Annotated in this window: 11 protein-coding genes; 4 read left to right on the plus strand and 7 right to left on the minus strand. The window is 46.0% G+C overall.

Annotated elements, in window-relative coordinates; all coding sequences use genetic code 11:
• The first annotated feature begins 85 nt into the window (after positions 1 to 85).
• On the plus strand, positions 86 to 823 hold the full coding sequence (locus A3860_RS30600) for a PrsW family intramembrane metalloprotease (RefSeq protein ID WP_143774338.1): 738 nt from the start codon (positions 86 to 88) through the stop codon (positions 821 to 823).
• 14 nt (positions 824 to 837) lie between these two features.
• The gene (locus A3860_RS30605; protein WP_081153879.1) at positions 838 to 1,335 is read left to right on the plus strand and encodes a GNAT family N-acetyltransferase; all 498 of its coding nucleotides are present in this window, start codon (positions 838 to 840) and stop codon (positions 1,333 to 1,335) included.
• An 86-nt stretch (positions 1,336 to 1,421) separates the two neighbouring features.
• On the opposite strand, the gene A3860_RS30610 is transcribed toward A3860_RS30605, so the two are convergent.
• Positions 1,422 to 2,198, minus strand: a complete 777-nt coding sequence (locus A3860_RS30610; protein ID WP_081153881.1) for a queuosine precursor transporter — start codon at positions 2,196 to 2,198, stop codon at positions 1,422 to 1,424.
• A gap of 344 nt (positions 2,199 to 2,542) precedes the next feature.
• On the opposite strand from A3860_RS30610, the gene A3860_RS30620 reads away from it, so the two are divergent.
• A complete protein-coding gene (locus tag A3860_RS30620; RefSeq protein WP_081153885.1) occupies positions 2,543 to 5,158 on the plus strand; it encodes a YfhO family protein in 2,616 nt (871 codons plus the stop codon).
• 63 nt (positions 5,159 to 5,221) lie between these two features.
• Complete coding sequence (locus tag A3860_RS30625; protein ID WP_081153887.1) at positions 5,222 to 6,160, plus strand: glycosyltransferase family 2 protein; 939 nt, start codon at positions 5,222 to 5,224, stop codon at positions 6,158 to 6,160.
• Positions 6,161 to 6,251: 91 nt separating this feature from the next.
• Here the strand turns inward: A3860_RS30625 and A3860_RS30630 are convergent, their stop codons facing one another.
• The 6 genes from A3860_RS30630 to A3860_RS30655 form a co-directional block, all read right to left on the minus strand.
• On the minus strand, positions 6,252 to 7,001 hold the full coding sequence (locus A3860_RS30630; protein WP_081153889.1) for a LytR/AlgR family response regulator transcription factor: 750 nt from the start codon (positions 6,999 to 7,001) through the stop codon (positions 6,252 to 6,254).
• 150 nt (positions 7,002 to 7,151) lie between these two features.
• Positions 7,152 to 10,037, minus strand: coding sequence for a sensor histidine kinase (locus A3860_RS30635; RefSeq protein ID WP_081153891.1), 2,886 nt, complete (start codon positions 10,035 to 10,037; stop codon positions 7,152 to 7,154).
• Positions 10,038 to 10,046: 9 nt separating this feature from the next.
• A complete protein-coding gene (locus A3860_RS30640; protein ID WP_081153893.1) occupies positions 10,047 to 12,944 on the minus strand; it encodes a sensor histidine kinase in 2,898 nt (965 codons plus the stop codon).
• A gap of 9 nt (positions 12,945 to 12,953) precedes the next feature.
• A complete protein-coding gene (locus tag A3860_RS30645; protein ID WP_081153895.1) occupies positions 12,954 to 15,851 on the minus strand; it encodes a sensor histidine kinase in 2,898 nt (965 codons plus the stop codon).
• Complete coding sequence (locus A3860_RS30650; protein ID WP_081153897.1) at positions 15,848 to 16,852, minus strand: glycosyltransferase family 2 protein; 1,005 nt, start codon at positions 16,850 to 16,852, stop codon at positions 15,848 to 15,850. The genes A3860_RS30645 and A3860_RS30650 overlap by 4 nt, the downstream gene beginning before the upstream one ends.
• The gene (locus A3860_RS30655; protein WP_081153899.1) at positions 16,852 to 17,802 is read right to left on the minus strand and encodes a glycosyltransferase family 2 protein; all 951 of its coding nucleotides are present in this window, start codon (positions 17,800 to 17,802) and stop codon (positions 16,852 to 16,854) included. The genes A3860_RS30650 and A3860_RS30655 overlap by 1 nt, the downstream gene beginning before the upstream one ends.

Genomic DNA, 17,802 nt, shown 5'->3' on the forward strand with positions numbered 1-17,802 from the left:
TTGTGATGTGTATCTTGAGCCCGATTACAATGCCCGGTACCACGTTCTGTTATTCTCTGGGGGGTTTAAAACACATTTTGAAACCATGCTTTCTTTATTAGCTCTGGCTATAGCGCCTGGTGCGGCTATTACAGTATATATTTATTCAAGAGATAAGTACGACCGTGAACCGCTGAAGCCGCTGCTGATCTCTTTTTTGCTGGGCATGGCAGCAACAGTGCCCGCCATTTTTATTCAAAACAAGCTGAAACCGGTGGTGTACGGGCTTTTCCCCGGCGGCAATCTCTGGTATTATATTTTACTTTCATTCATTGTGGTGGCTGCCAGCGAGGAAGGTTGTAAATTCATTATGCTGCGGCTCTATGCTTACCGCCATAAGGCATTCAACGAACCTTTCGATGGCATTATTTACTCAGTAATGGTGAGCATGGGTTTTGCCACGCTCGAAAATATCGGTTATGTATTGAGTTCCGGATTTACAACAGGGATCATCCGCATGTTCTTATCGGTACCCTCGCATGGCGCTTTTGCCGTGTTGATGGGATATCATACAGGCCTGGCTAAATTTGATAAGCCGCGCGGCATACAGCATATGATAAAAGGGGTGTTACTCGCTATCTTCTTTCATGGGGCCTTTGATCTCTTTTTATTATTGCAGAACAACCTGTACTTAAAACAGTATGTGTCGAACTGGCTGTTACTGGCGGGTGCGCTTATTCCGTGGTTTATTGCCATTCGCATGTCGATAAAATCGATCAGGATGCATGAAGACCTGTCGAAACGGCACTTTTACAAAAACAACAATTCAATCACAGAAGTATAATACTTTTGCGGCCTATGATAAATATCCGTTTAGCGAATGTTGAAGACCTTATTACAGTAGAACGGCTGGCGCGGGAAATATGGCCTGTTACCTATAATAGCATTGTTCCGCCTGAGCATCTTGCCTATATGCTCGATCTCATCTATAACAATGACAGGCTGCGCGACCAGTTGCTGAACCAGCACCATACTTTTCTGATGGTGGAGTCAGACGGCAAGCCGGTTGCTTTTGCCCATTATTCCACAATTGAACCCGGCGTAAGCAAACTGCATAAGATATACGTACACCAGAGTACGCAGGGACAGGGCATTGGCAAACAACTGATCGATTATATTATCAGCGACCTGCAATCAAAACCTTATCACACCCTGCGGCTGAACGTGAACCGTTACAACAAGGCCCGCTTCTTCTATGAAAAGAATGGCTTCGCCATCATAAAAGAAGAAGACGTTGATTTAGGCAATGGCGTGTTTATGATTGACTACGTGATGGAAAAGAAACTTGGGCAATAATAAGTAACCAGTTTTCAGTTTGTTAGTTTTCAGTTATTGAGTTAGTAAATTCAGGATTTAACTAACTCAATAACTAACCTCATAAACTAAGAACCTTCCTTTCCCATAGCCGCCAGCTTCATACTCTTGGCCGCATCATGCCCTACGTATTTTTCAATACGTGCTTCAACAAAATAGATAACCGGCGTAAGAATGAGCGCCATCAGGAACTTGTAGATGTAATTCATAACCCCTATCGCCAGCAATTGCTGCCAGGGATATTTGCCGAGGAAGGCGATAAAAAGAACGATATAACTATCTACCAGTTGCGACACAATTGTTGAACCTGTTGCCCGCAACCATACATATTTTTCGCCGGTACGTTGTTTTATTTTATGGAACACGTACACATCAACCAGCTGGCTCACAAAAAAGGCCACCAGGCTGCCAATGATGATGCGCATCCCCTGTCCGAACACACTGTTAAAAGCGTCCTGCATATTGGGTACGCCATCTTTTACACTGCCGGTGATCCAGAAATCGGCGGGCGGCATGCCTATTGCCAGAAAATACATGAGGAAGGCATAGGAAATAAGCGCCACGGCGGTAAGGCTGATGCGGCGTACAGCTTTGGGGCCATAATATTCATTGATGATATCGGTCATTACAAACTCCAGCGGCCATAATAATACCCCGCAGGTCAGGGTAAAAGTGAGGCCCGAATGGCCGAACATTGTAAAATTAGCGGGGGGAAGGCCTAATAATTTCTCGAGGGAAAACAACTTGGTGCCAATGCTTTCGGCGATAAGGGCATTGGCAACAAAAAAAGCACTAAAAAATACAAACAGCTTGGTCGGTTTATCTTTCAGAATAGCATGGATCATCTTGCAAATAATATTATCTGGGGCAATAAAAAAAGAAAATTAGCAATAATAAGCCACCTCGGGAAATGTTTCCATACTGGTTTACGTCGCAGCATAAAGGCAAGTATGAAGCCGTTCACCACACAATTCAGCAGAAATGCGATCAAAACGCCTAAAATGAGCACCAGGGATACGAATTCGCCGGGTTGGCCGGGTGAAAGATGCGGATAGTACTTCATTCCCCATACCAACACAAAGCAAACATTACAAATAAAAGCTACCCGACTGAAAAATATTAAATTTTGCATATAGTCAAGTTCCTGTAAAATTGCATTATTTTGCCCAACTATTAATTATTTGCAATAATGAAGAAAACACTCTGGCAGCAGGCAATGCCACATCTGGTATCCATTGCTATTTTTTTGATAGTAGCCCTCATCTTTAATAAACCGGCGCTGGAAGCTGACACCGTGATGAAGCAGGGTGATATTGCCAACTGGCAGGGCATGAGCCATCAGTCGTTTCAATATAAAGAAAAACATGGCCGCTTTCCGTTGTGGACAACCAACATGTATGGCGGTATGCCGGCTTACCAGATCGCCATGGACGGGCCGTGGACACCTCTTGGCTACATTGACGTGGTGCTGCAGCTGGGTTTGCCCAAACCCATCAACATATTCTTTTTGGCCTGTGTGTGTTTTTATATCCTGTGCATGTGCCTGCGTATTCGGCCCTGGGTGGCTGTTATTGGCGGGCTCGCATTTGCCTATAGTACCACCTTCCCCATTTTCATAGGCGCCGGGCACGATACACAAATGCTGGCGCTTGCTTATGCACCGGCCGTATTAGGCGGTATAATGCTTTTGTTCGATAAAAAATATCTCAGTGGGTTTGTTGTCACCGCAGTGTTCTCAGCCCTGCAAATCATTCAGGGACACCAGCAGGTAACTTATTACATGTTCCTCGTCATCGGCATTATGTCATTGTTCTTCCTCATACAGGGCATTCGTTCCGGAAAAGCCATGCAGCCATTGAAAGCGATAGGCCTGGCCGCGGTAGCCTGTATATTGGGTATTATGATCAATGCCGTTTCCCTGATGACCGTTTACGATTATGCGAAAGAATCAAAACGCAATGGCCAGCTGGTGATGGATAAAAAATCAGCTGCCAATGAGGTTATCAGCAACAATAAGACAAAGGGCCTTAGCAAGTCGTACGCCTTTCAATGGAGCTATGGCGTAACCGAATCATTTACCCTTATGTTCCCCGGCGTTAGCGGTTATGGCAACCATGGCGGCGAAAGGGATGGCGACACCTACGTGTTCCCGCAGCTCGATGAAAATTCAAACGTAGCCAAATACGCCAATGAAAAACTGGGCTGGCCCGAAGAACAGGCTACCCGGTTAAGCGGCTATTTATACTGGGGCGATCAACCCTTTACCGCCGGCCCTATTTACCTGGGCGCCGTGGTATGTATGCTGTTCATTTTTTCAATGGTATACCTCGATGGCAAACATAAATGGTGGATACTGACCGCCGGCATCCTCGGGATTTTACTGGCCCTGGGAAAACACTTCCCGGCTTTAAACTATTTCCTTTTCGATCACTTCCCGCTGTATAATAAATTCAGGGTGCCCACAATGGCATTGGAAATTACCGGTCTGGTGCTGCCCATAGGCGCTGCCCTGGGACTCGAAAAATTACTGTCAGATACCGTAATAGACCTGAAAAAAGTTAAACTGGCCGGCTTTATAACAGCCGGTGTATTTGTAGTGGCCGCCCTGCTGTATTTCACCATGGATTACAGCAGTGAGAACAAACAACGCACCGCTGCCGTAACCCAGTTGATCAGCAGTCCCAACCCCAACAGGGCAGCCTTCGACTCCATTAACAACGCCTTTGCGCCCATGGAAGACAATAAACTCTTTGAGGCGCTTCTTTTTCAGGCAAGGGCCGAACCAACAGCAGCAAAAGGTGTATTGACTGCCATGCGTAAAGACCGCCAGAGTGCCTTTGGCAGCGACATCATGCGTTCGCTGTTATTTGTACTGATCGCCGCAGGTCTTATATTCCTGTTTGTTTATAAACGCATCAATGCACTGGTATTGCTGGCCGGGCTTGCACTGGTAACTGCTATTGACCTGTTGACGTTCGACAGCAAGTACCTGAATAAATTCAGTTACGGCAGCAAGGAAAACTATGAAGCGTCTGAGTTCCCCATGAGCGCTGCCGACCAGGCCATTCTGCAGGATAAAGACCCCAATTTCAGGGTTTTGAATACCACCGTTGGCGATCCGTATACCCAGGATTCACGCACCTCCTATTATCATAAATCAATTGGCGGTTACCACCCGGCGCGTTTGGGTATTTATGACGACCTTATAGAATACCAGCTCAGTGGTTCGCCCAATATGGCGGTGTTCAACATGCTCAATACAAAATATTTCATTCAGCAAACTCAGCAGGGCGGCATGGTCGCTGTGCCCAACCCGAATGCATTGGGTAATTGCTGGTTTGTGCAGCATGTGCAATATGTGAACAGCCCTGTTGAAGATATGAAGGCGCTTAACAATTTTAACCCGGCTGAAACAGCCATCGTTGAAAATGCCTTTAAATCATCATTAGAGGGCGCTACACCAGCCGACAGCCTGGCCACCATTAAACAAACGGCTTTCGATAATGAGGACATTAAATACGAAAGCAATGCCACAGCGGCACATGTAGCCGTGTTCAGCGAGATCTTTTATAAAGACTGGAAAGCATACATCGATGGCAAGCCTGCACCTATTGCGAAGGCCGATTATGTGTTGCGCGCCCTGTTGGTACCTGCCGGCAAACACGCTATTGAATTCAAATTTGAGCCAAAAGTATACAATACGGGCAGCACCCTTACTACCATTGCATCAGCGATACTCACTTTGCTGATTCTGGGTTACATTTTTTGGCTGGTGCGGCCGCTGATCGTTAAAAACAAAAAATAATATTGCATAGCAACTAACAAATGTCGAAGTGAGGTTCACTTCGGCATTTGTTATTAATTGAACATGTCAACACCGGATACCCATACAGGAATAGCCATAGTGATCATCACCTATAACCGGCCTGGCGATGCGCTGGAACTGGCGCAGAACATCAGCCGGCTGCAACAGGTGACCACTTTGTGCAGTGAGGTTATTTTCGTGAATAACAAAAGCACCGTATCGTATTCGGCGCTGGAAGCATTCATTGAACAAAACCCGCAAATTCCTTTCCGGTATTTTATAACCGACGAGAACCTGGGCGTTTCGCGCGGCCGCAATTTCGCCATTCAGCAAAGCACCGCCCCCTACCTGGTATTCCTCGACGATGACGCCCTGTTCCGGAACCTGGATGCCCTGCAATTTATTCCGCAGATCTTTACGCAATCCGTATCAACAAACACTCAGCATGTAGGCATTATTTCGTTCAAGGTATATTACCATTCAACCGGCGAATTACAGCAAACCGCTTTCGCCCATAAACAATTTGAACGGCGTAAGACCTGGCATCATTTTGAAACCGCGTATTTTGTAGGCTGTGCGCATGCCATTCACCGCAACGTTTTTGATAAAACGGGTTATTATCCTGTCAATTTCTTTTATGGGATGGAAGAATACGACCTTAGCTACCGCGCTATAGATGCCGGTTTTAAGATCGTATATGACGACCGGGTGGTTATTGAACATAAAGAATCACCGCAGGGGCGGCTGCCCAATAAAGACAAGCTGCGGGGTATGTGGATGAATAAAAGCAAGGTGGCCTTTAAATTCCTGCCCCTGATCTATTTCTTCTCCACTGCATTTATGTGGAGTTTCGAATACCTGCGTAAAAGCGGTTATCATTTTCCGGGATGGCTGAAGGGATGGGCTGAAATATTTCGTATTCCCTCCACCGAAAAAAGAACGCCCATCAATAAAAACGGCCTCTCCTATTTGAAAAAGGTGGAGGCCAGATTATGGTATTAACGTGAATGGTGAATGGTCAAAGGTGAATAGCTCGTGAATTTTAAAATTAATAACGATCCTGCGCCACCACCTGAATTTTATTGACCACTGACTATTTATAGCCAAACTTACCCAAAAATTCTTCCTTACGGCGCGTAGCCACTTCAATCAGCGCTTCATCGCTCATTTCAATAAGCCCGCCGCGGCCCTTGTGGTATTTCTTTACAAAATTCAGGTTAATGATATGCGAGTTATGGATGCGGAAGAAAATATCGGCCGGCAATATTTCTTCATATTCCTTGATGATGCGCGATGAAATAAATTTCTGATTATCGTTGGTATGCACATAGGTATAACCGCCTTTGGCTTCAAAACGAATGATCTCCGACAACTGAACAAATACCAGTCCGTCGTTATTGGGCAGGGCGATCTTTTGCAGGGAAGAATTCGGTTTATTGATATTGAACAGCAGGTTCTGCAACTGCACGTTTATATTCTTTACCCTGATGCGTTCTTTTGCTTTTATAACGGCGGTTTTCAATTCGTCGATGCTTACCGGTTTTAACAGGTAGTCAAGCGCACTGTACTTGAATGCTTTCAGCGTATAGGCATCAAAGGCGGTAATGAAAATAATTTCAAAATCGATCGGCATGATCCTGTCGAGCAGGTCGAAGGCATTTCCATGTGGCATTTCAATATCCAGGAATACCAGATCGGGGCGTTTTTCAGCAATCAGCGGCATAGCAGTTTCGGCGCTTACGGCCTCGCCGGTTATCCGCACATCAGGGCACGATTCGGCAAGCAATCCCTGTAAAATGCGGATGTTTTTGGGTTCGTCGTCTACAATTAAAGCGTTAATCATACCGCAAAGAAAGAGAATATATTAAATTATGGCGAATCTTATTGTCACGGATGTCCCCAAGAAATTGTGAAAATTTACTTATTGTACCCTGACAACCATCTATTTTTAACCATATGAACCCCTGCAGGGCCGGGTTTATTTTTTATAGTGTTATAACACCGGGAAACTGATGGTCACCCTTGTACCCAGTGCCACCCCGTTACCAGCTTCCAGGTCCTCTATCTGCATGGTGATCTTTTGCTCATGCTCTTTGTTGTACATAGTGATGCGGTCGGCCGTCAGCGATAAGCCTTTCGACTGGTAATTGATGGGTGTAATGCTTTTGTATTCCATAGCCGCCCTGCGTCCTATCCCGTTATCTTCCACCACACAAACCAGGTGATCGCCCACCCGTTTTACGGTAATGGTAACCTTGCCGTTTTTATCGCGGCGGTAACGCAACCCATGCCGTACGCTGTTCTCCACAAAGGGTTGCAATATCATTGGGGGTATATAATGTTCGGCAGGGTCTACATTTTTGTCAATAGCAACCGACCAGGTGAATGCATTTTCCAAACGTGTTTTTTCCAGCTCCAGGTAATTGGAAAGGTAATCCAGCTCTTCTTCCAGGCTGATCTCGGGTTTTGAAGAAAAGTCAAGCGTTTGCCTGATGAGCCGTGAGAACCCCGAAATGAATTTGTTGGCCCCGGTCACATCGGAGTCCATCACATATTGCTGAATGGAGTTTAAACTGTTGAAGATAAAATGCGGGTTCATCTGTGCCTTACGCGATAGCTGCTCCAGCTCGCTGATGCGTTTGCTGATGGCTGTTTTTTCCTGCTCCCGTTTACGAATGCGGCGGATAATGAACCATACCAGCAAACCGGTTCCCGATATAAACAGCAGCCCTATCAATATGCGGAACCAGTTGCGTTCGTACAACCGCTTATCGATGGTAAAGCTGGCCGTCAGCAGCTGGCTATGCACATCGAACTTATTAATGGCCTGCAGCTGCAACAGATAATCGCCCGAAGGTAAGGTGGGATAGCTTAAGAAAGTTTCCCGGGTCTCCTGCCAGGCAGTATCGAGCCCCAGCAACCGGTACCGGTACCGGATATCCCCGTTCGATTTGTAGGAAATACCCACATAATCGAACCGCAACCCGTTCTTGTTATGGGCTATCAGGGCCGGCAGGCTATCTACCGGGCAACTGGCACCGCCAATGGTTACATCGGTGAAGTACAGATCGCAATGCGACTGGTTAATGATCTTTTGTTCATCAAAAAAAGTAATGCCTTCCGGCGTTCCAACAAATACTTTATTACTATCAACATACAGGGCATTTACAATATCGGTGGCGAGGCCGTCACTGGTAGTATATTTTGTGATGGGCATACCCGGCTGGCTGATGTTGATCTTATTGATCCCTTTATCGGTGCCCGCCCATAAATGATTTCCCTCTAAAAACAGGGCGCGGCATACATTACTCGACAGTCCATTATGCCGGTTAATGGTGGCCACTACCCGGCCATCCTTATAGCCTACAATACCATCGCCATATGTGCCGATCCACAAAACCCCGGCAACATCCGGTTGTATAGCGGTGATGCGTGTTTGAAGCGCCAGCGTTTTTTCACCCAGAAATTGCATGCCCCCATCAGGAAGGCGGCAATACAACCCGTTCAGGGTGCCAATATAAACGGTATCATGACTGGCAAATACCGAGGTTGACCGGCCTTTCCATAACGAATCCGAAATTTTCCAGGTACGGGCATCAATTTTAAATACATAATCCTTTCCAGCCACATACAATTTATCACCGTTAAGGCACAGGCCCTTCACAACCAGGAAAGGTATTTCAGCTTGCTTTTTAAAGTCTTCGCCCATTTTATATAACACCGAGCTGGAACCGCAGATGAGGTTCTTTTCCTTATAAACAAGAATGGCATATACAGGATCGGTGCCGGTAAATTTTTGCACAAAAATATTCCCTTTTTCAAACCTTCCTGTTTTCGCGTTGAACCGGAATAAGATGTTGACCTCTGTACCCGCTAAAACGGTTTCCCCATACCGGGTAAGGGTAAAAACCTGAGCCGGCATATTGTCTCGTTTCAGCTTTACATTCGAAACAAACAGCGAGCTTAACTTATACAACCCATGGCCTAATGTACCGAACCAGAAATTGCCTTCGTAATCTTTTAGCATACTGCTTACCGGCAATCCCTGTAAAAAATAACGGGTACTATCAGTTCCTTTCAGGTTATAGATCGCAGCGCCACTGGTGCAACATTCTCCTACCAGGCTGTCATCAATAATGGCAAACCTGATATGGTCTTTTCTATGCTGCAGGGAAAGCATTTTTTTCTGCTCAAAAAATACCTTCTCTTCCCTTTGCCAATAACTGCAACTTACCAGCAAGCGGGCATCCATGGCAAAGTATATGAAATGCTTATCCCTGAACGGAACACCTTCTTTAAAGGTAAAACGGCCCTTGCGGTAATCATAGAGCTTGTTGTTTGCCAATATCCTGAACCCATCATCTTCGCGTGCGCAAATGGTGTTTATCCAGGGCATCGGTTGTGAATCGATGGTATCAATTTCCGACACCCGGCCGCTTGTTTCAACCAGATGCAATTTTTTGCTTTGTATCAGAATATTTCCGGCTTTATCCTCTGCAAAGCGGATCACAAAATCGTCGGGGTGAATACGCCGCAGTACAGGATCATTATCGGGGGAGTGGATCTTTCCTTTGTAGTAATAACAAACAGCCCTTTTGAACGGGGCTATCCAAACCCGGCCTTTTGAATCGGCAAACAATTGAACGATCTCATTATCGGGCAGGCCATCTTCGCGGGTGAAATTTTTGAAATGGGTACCATCGAACCGGCATAAACCGGTTTCAGTGCCAAACCACATGAAACCGGCTGCATCCTGCACCATACAATATACGGTTGAACCGGCCAGCCCATCCTTACTTTCGTAATGGGTGTAACCAGATTCCTGGCCAAAAAGCAAACCAGGCAACACAACCAGAACCGTATATAAAAACAATCTCATAGGTATGTATTAAAACACCGGAAAACTGATGGTCACCCTGGTACCCAGTGGCGCTTGCTCATCGTTTTCCAGGTCATCTATCCGCATGGTGATCTTTTGCTCATGCTCCTGGTTGAACATGGTAATACGGTCGGCAGTCAGCGACAATCCCTTCGATTGGTAGTTGATAGGCGAAACACTTTTATATTGCATCGCCGCTTTGCGCCCCACCCCGTTATCTTCCACTATACATACCAGGTGGTTATTTTCCCTTTTTACGATTATGGTCACCAGGCCGTTCTTATCGCGCCGGAACCGCAATCCATGCCGCACACTGTTCTCTACAAAAGGCTGCAGGATCATCGGCGGTAAATAATGATCCGAAGGCTCAACCCCTTCTTCAATGATCACCGACCAGGAGAAAGTATTTTCCAACCGCGTTCTTTCTATCTCCAGGTAATTGCTCAGGTAATCCAGCTCTTCTTCCAAACTGATCTCTGGTTTCGAAGAAAAGTCAAGTGTTTGTCTTATCAACCGCGAAAAACCGGAGATGAATTTGTTGGCCCCGGCCACATCAGTATCCATCACATATTGCTGAATGGAATTCAAACTGTTGAAAATAAAATGCGGGTTCATCTGTGCCTTGCGCGACAGCTGCTCCAGCTCGCTGATGCGTTTGCTCATGGCTGTTTTTTCCTGCTCCCGTTTACGAATGCGCCGGATGATCAACAATACCACCACACCGGTAACAGCCAGGAATAAAACGCCCAGCAATATACGGAACCAGGTTCGTTCATACAAAAGCTGATCAATGGTGAACCGGGCTGTCAGCAACTGACTTCGTACGTCGAACTTATTTATGGCCTGTAATTGCAATTCATAATCGCCTGAAGGCAAGGCAGGATAGCTTAAAAAGGTCTCTCTTGTTTCCTTCCAGTTACTGTCGAGGCCAAGCAACCGGTAGCGGTACCGGATATCGCCACCCGATTTAAAGGAAATACCTACGTAATTGAATTGTATGCTGTTCTTATTATGCGGAATACTGAACGGTGCATCGGTCGGATAATAAGTTGTTCCCGCTACGGCAATATCTACAAACCGCATCACGCATTGCGACTGGCTACCAATTTTATCTTCCTCAAAGAACGTGATGCCTTCCGGTGTACCCACAAATACTTTTTTACCGGCTTCGTACACCGAATTAATGATATCCGACGCAAGGCCGTCGCTCATCGAATACTTATCGATGTGATATCCAGGTTGCAGTACGCTTACTTTACATAATCCCTTATCGGTTCCCACCCATAATTTGCCATTATCATAAAACAGGGTGCGGGTGAAATTACTCGCCAGCCCATTCTGCCGGGTTATTTGATGTACCAGCCCGTCATTGCGCAAGCCAATGAGTCCGAGGCCGCTGGTAGCTACCCAAACAATATGATTGGCATCTTCCCGCACGGCCGCAATGCGCCCCTGCAGGGCCTTTATTTTTTCACCCAGGTATTGCACCTGTTTATCGGGGGTAATGCGGTACAAACCCGCCAGGGTGCCAATATAAATGGTATCATTATTTGAAAATAAACAGGTAGCCCGTTGCGGCCAAATGGTATCAACTATATTTAATGTCTTTGGCTCAATTTCCAACACGTTCTTATCAGTGGCAACCAGCAGCATGTTCTTATGCCGGCGCATTTCTTTTATCGAAAGATTATACACCACTTTTATAATATTTGAATTTCGGGCAAATGGCGGTTTTACTTTAAATAATGAACCACCGGTACCAATGATCACCAGGCTATCGCTCCATTCAATAATGTTGAGGCGGGGTGTTGAGCAATACCAGACAAAAGCCGGCCGGCCGGCCAAAGTACCACCGGGCGCAAATTGCCTGAACACATCCCAGGAAAATTTTGAAATATTCCAATCTTTGCTGGCCATTTTTTCGGGCAAAAAGTCATCGGGCCTGTTCACCGGATTGGGTACATTCAATACCCCTGCGGCATTAAGCCGGTACACCCCTTTTCCAAATGTTGTGAACCACAGGCTGCCTTCCGAATCTTTCATCATGTTCGACACTACCAGATCGGGCAGATACTGGCGTACACTATCCAGGTTCTCCCGGTCATATACAAATGCACCGAACCGAAAATTTACGCCCAGGTAGCGGTCGTCGAGTACTGCCAGGAAGTAACTCTCTTTTCCATATTTAAACCTGAATTGCTGCACTTTTTTATCCGGCATCGAAAGCAGCGATATGGTATCAAAATTTCGCCGCCACGCCAGCGTTTCACCCCTGATTGCCATGTTGCCGAAATGATACAGGGTATAATCAAGCGTTTTCCATAAGGCAAACCGGTTTTCCTGAAAAATATAAACATTATTATCTACCGCCACCCAAAAACCACCTGCGTTGCGGCGTGCTATCGTAGATATATACCCCAATGGTTTATTACCAATGGTGAATATGGAACTTACTTTACCATTGCTTTGGACAATATGCAATATCGACCTTTCCTGCATCAGGATATTGCCCTCATTATCTTCGGTAAAGCGGTAGATATTATCGCTTATGCGCAGTTTCTTTAGCAGGGAATCATTTTCGCTGGTATGAATAACGCCCTTATAATAATAGCAAACCGTTTTTCTCCAGGGAGTAAACCAAACCCGGCCTTTTGAATCGGCAAACAATTGAATGATCTCGTTATCGGGCAGGCCATCTTCTGTGGTAAAATTCCTGAAATGAGTGCCATCGAAACGGCTTAACCCGGTTTCGGTACCAAACCACATAAAGCCATCCCGGTCCTGCGCTATGCAATACACCGTTGCGCTGGGCAGCCCATCCTTGCCGTCGTAATGGGTGTAGCCATACTCCTGGCCCAATAGCCAACCAGGCAGGCAGACAAGAACTGTATATAAAAACAATCTCATAGGTATGTATTAAAGCACCGGAAAACTGATGGTCACTCTGGTACCCAGCGGCACCTGCTCATCGTCTTCCAGGTCATCTATCTGCATAGTGATCTTTTGCTCATGCTCTTTGTTGAACATAGTGATACGGTCGGCTGTTAACGACAAACCTTTCGATTGGTAACTGATGGGCGACATACTCTTGTACTGCATCGCCGCTTTGCGCCCCACCCCATTATCTTCCACTATACATACCAGGTGGTTAGTCTCCCGTTTTACGGTTATGGTCACCAGGCCATTCTTATCGCGCCGGAACCGCAACCCATGCCGCACACTGTTCTCCACAAATGGCTGCAGGATCATCGGCGGAATATAGTATTCCGCCTTATCGAGGCCAGGTTCAACGGTCACTGACCACGAGAAAGCATTTTCAAGCCGTGTTTTTTCCAGTTCCAGGTAATTGGAAAGGTAATCCAGCTCTTCTTCCAGACTGATCTCGGGTTTTGAGGAAAAGTCAAGTGTTTGCCTGATGAGCCGCGAGAAGCCGGAGATGAATTTGTTGGCCCCGGTCACATCTGAGTCCATCACGTATTGCTGAATGGAGTTTAAACTGTTGAAAATAAAATGCGGGTTCATTTGCGCCTTGCGCGACAGCTGCTCCAGCTCGCTGATGCGTTTGCTGATGGCTGTTTTTTCCTGCTCCCTTTTTCGCACCCGGCGAATAATAAGCCATACCACCAACCCGGTTACGGCCAGGAACAATAAGCCGATCAATACGCGGAACCAGGTGCGCTCGTACAACAACTTTTCAATGGTAAAGCTGGCCGTCAGCAACTGACTGCTTACATCGAATTTATTGATGGCCTGTAACTGTAATTGATAATCGCCTGAAGGCAGCGTAGGATAGCTTAAAAAAGTTTCTCTTGTTTCCTTCCAGCTACTGTCGAGGCCAAGCAACCTGTAGCGGTACCGGATATCGCCACCCGATTTAAAGGAAATACCCACGTAATTGAATTGTATGCTGTTCTTATTATGCGGAATGCTGAGCGGTGCATCGGCCGGGTACCAGGTTGTTCCCCCTACGGAAATATCTACAAACCGCAGCACGCATTGCGACTGACTGGCTATTTTATCTTCCTCAAAGAACGTGATGCCTTCGGACGTACCAACAAATACTTTATTGTTATTTACATATACCGTGTTGATGATATCCGACGACAGGCCATCGCTGGTAGTATATTTGTCAATGGGATACCCGGGTTGTAGTACATTCACTTTACACAAACCTTTATCGGTGCCCACCCACAAATGCCCGTTCTCATAAAACAGCGTACGGCAGATGTTGCTCAGTAATCCATTGTGCCGCGAAATACTGGCAACCAGTTCACCATTGCGCCAGCCGAACAATCCATCGCCTGCCGTAGCCACCCAAATAACATGATTGGCATCTTCCCGCACGGCAGCGATCCTGCCCTGCAGGGGCTTTATATTTTCTCCCAGGTATTGCGGTTTATTACCCGGCAACAACCGGTAAAGGCCGGTCAATGTTCCAATATAAATAGTATCATTATTTAAGAATATACAGGTAGGCCGTTCATGCCAAACAGTATCGGTCACTTTAAAGGACCCCACATCAATTCGTATCACATCTTTATCAGTAGACACTAAAATATTGTTTCCATCCGTGCAAAGGAACTTGACAGAAATTGATGTTATGCAGTCTGTGCGGTGGACAAGATCAGGGTTAACTTTCTCTAAAAAGAATTTGGAACCTACGGCAACATGGCCATCGGGTAACGAAATCATACTGTAGAAGGGTATTTGACTATGCCAGGCAAAATCATGTTGTTGTTCCCATTTACCATTTTCCTTTGAATAATTCCTGATCACATTATACACACTGGCGGCCATCATCCGTTCTTTACTGGTCTTTATAGCATTCACCCAATAAGCATCAAGTTTTTTTTCCTCTATCTCTACAGTCAGCACCTTCGAGGAATTCAACCGGTACGCTCCTTTTCCCATGGTGGTGAACCACAGGTTACCTTCCGAATCCCTGAAACTATTCGACACCGTTATGCCTTTCAAATGATGTTGTAATTTGCCTGAATCATGAAGGTCATACACATAAGCGCCGTTAATTGTACAAATAGCCCCGGAATGTTGATCGAAAATAGCACTGTTCACATATTCACCATATTGCGACAAAAAGTATTCATAGGTCCTGTTGTGCTCAAATGACCTCACCCCTATATCATAAATGCTTTTTCGCCACAACAGGGTTTCATATTTTAACGCGGCATAATTAAAATGCAGGTGGTCATACGGATGGGTAACTTTCGTCCATAACAGGAACCGGTCATTATGAAGGATATAAACATTGCCATTCTGCATTACCCAAAATCCGCCCTCCTTGCGGGTGCCAATGGTAGTAATATAACCCAATGGCCTGGTACCATCGGTAACAAGCGTAACTACCTCTCCGTTGGTTTTAAGAACATGCAGCACGGTTGTTTCCTGGAATAAAATATTGCCGGCATTGTCTTCGGCAAAATGTACCACATTATCATTGATATGCAGTTTTTTTAACACCGGGTCATTATCGCTGTTGTGAATGGTTCCCCGGTAATAATAACAAACCGATTTTTTAAAGGGCGCCATCCACACCCGGCCTTTTGAGTCGGCATACAACTGGGTCACATCATTATCGGGCAACCCGTCTTCCTTCGTAAAATTCCTGAAATGCGTTCCATCAAAGCGGCTTACACCTGTTTCGGTGCCAAACCACAAAAACCCATCTTTATCCTGGGTCATACAATAAACCGTAGTGCTGGCAAGGCCATCCCGGCTATCGTAGTGGGAATAACTAAAGTCCTGGCAGAAGCTGAATAAAGGGAAAAAAAGCAGCAGTAGGTATCTCCATTTCATAATACCTTATAAAAATAAGGCTTATTCGATAATATGACTGGTACAAACCGCCATAACCTGAAAACATTCCGGGCAAAACTGGCAGCCAGGTTAAATTCCCTGAAAGGATTGCGCAAGCGTACCCCGTTCTCAAAAAAACTGCCAATAAATAAAACAGGTATATTGAAGGTATAAGCTGCTAACTGAAATAAAAACCAGCCGGCACCAAACTGTTTGCGGATTCGTACAAAATTCGACAGCATGATCTGCAGTCCCTTGCGGTCGTACAGGTTATAATAGCCTTTACCCGAAGAGCCAAAAGCTTCATTGGCCGATTCGCCCTGCAAATGAATCACTTTATACTGACCGTAAATACACAACTGGCCGGTCTTCCGTAAACGGCTGCACCATTCTGCTTCTTCGGCATACAGGAAAAAATCGGCATCGAGTAAACCTGCTTTATCAATAGCTGTCTTTTTTACCATTAAAAAAGCGCCATTGATCCAGTCTACTTCAACCAGGTTATCCGAATCGGGCACATTCGGTTTTTCTACCTTTACCACATTGCCCAGCCATTTAATGAATTTACCCAGGTATGGCAGCGGCAGCAGGTAATTGAGCCCGCCTTTCATAAAATAATTGCCCGAGATCTGCGGGGTGCCGTCTGCATTCAATAACTGCACGCCGCAGGCTACATAAGGGGAAGCAATGAACTGGCGGTAGCAGTTCTCAATGGCATTGTCAACATTCAATGTATCGGAATTCAACAGCAACACCACGTCGCCCGTCGATTGCCTGATGCCTTCATTATTGGCGCGGGCAAAACCTGCATTATAGGAAAGGGAGATCCATTTTACCTGGGGAAAAGCAGCGGTAATAATGGCCTGGCTGTTATCGCCCGATGCATTGTCAACCACGATCACTTCGGTTGGTATGGCCTGGCGCCCCGTGAATACGGTACGTAGGCAATCAACGGTCAATGCCGGGGTTTTATAATTGACAATGATGATAGAAATAGCCATTACGGGCGCAATTGGTTACGATGTAAAAGATAATGTACGACCATACTGAGCTTCGAAAACAGGCCATTGCCCAATAAGCCCCGCGGTATCTTCTTTTGCCAGCCGATCATAGAAACCAGCACGGGATGTATGGGTCCGTTGTAACCTGCCGTGCGGATCTCTTCTTCCCGCGTGATCTCGAGGTTGCGCATCAACCGCCACCAGGCATCGTACACCAGGATATTTTTCAGCACGCCAACAGGCAGTTTATTCAACAGGTGAAAATTCTCCGGCACCTCCACTTCCCGCTTCCTGAAGCAATCCTGTGTAACCTGGTGTTCGCCCATACCCACATTGATCAGTATTTCAGGAATATGTACAGGACGTGCAGTTTTAAAATACCGGATGTAGAAATCAATATCCACCACCCATTTTACTTTATTGTCGTAAAAAAACTGCTTATCGTTTGGATGCAATATCACGCTGGGCGGGCCCACTACATTACTCGAAAACAAAACGGCAGGTTGTTTCAATAATTGTTTATACCTGAAAGAATTGATGTGTACTTCTTCCATGCGCCCGCTTTGTAACCAGTTATTACGGAAGGCGCAGAAAAAAAAGGTGGCGCCGGGATTACGCTGAATGGCGTCGGCGAACCGTTGCAAACTGTTTTCACCGGCCAGCCAGTCGTCGTCGTGAATTAATTTGATCCATTGCCCCACAGCCCGCCTGATGCCTTCGTTCCAGTTCTCGGGAGTACCCAGGGCAACCGGATTGCGGAAATATCGAATGGTTAGCAAATGCGCGAATTGCGTAACCAGGTTCTTTACCGAATCGTCGGGACTATCGTCAGTAATGACCACTTCAAAATCCCTGAATGTCTGGCGGGTCAGGGAATCGAGTAAGCGTTTTAAAAAATCGATATGCTTATACGCCGGAATACAAACAGATATAAGAGGAGACTCCTTCAT

Origin of the sequence: Niastella vici (genome assembly GCF_002077945.1) — a bacterium.
Taxonomy (GTDB): domain Bacteria; phylum Bacteroidota; class Bacteroidia; order Chitinophagales; family Chitinophagaceae; genus Niastella; species Niastella vici.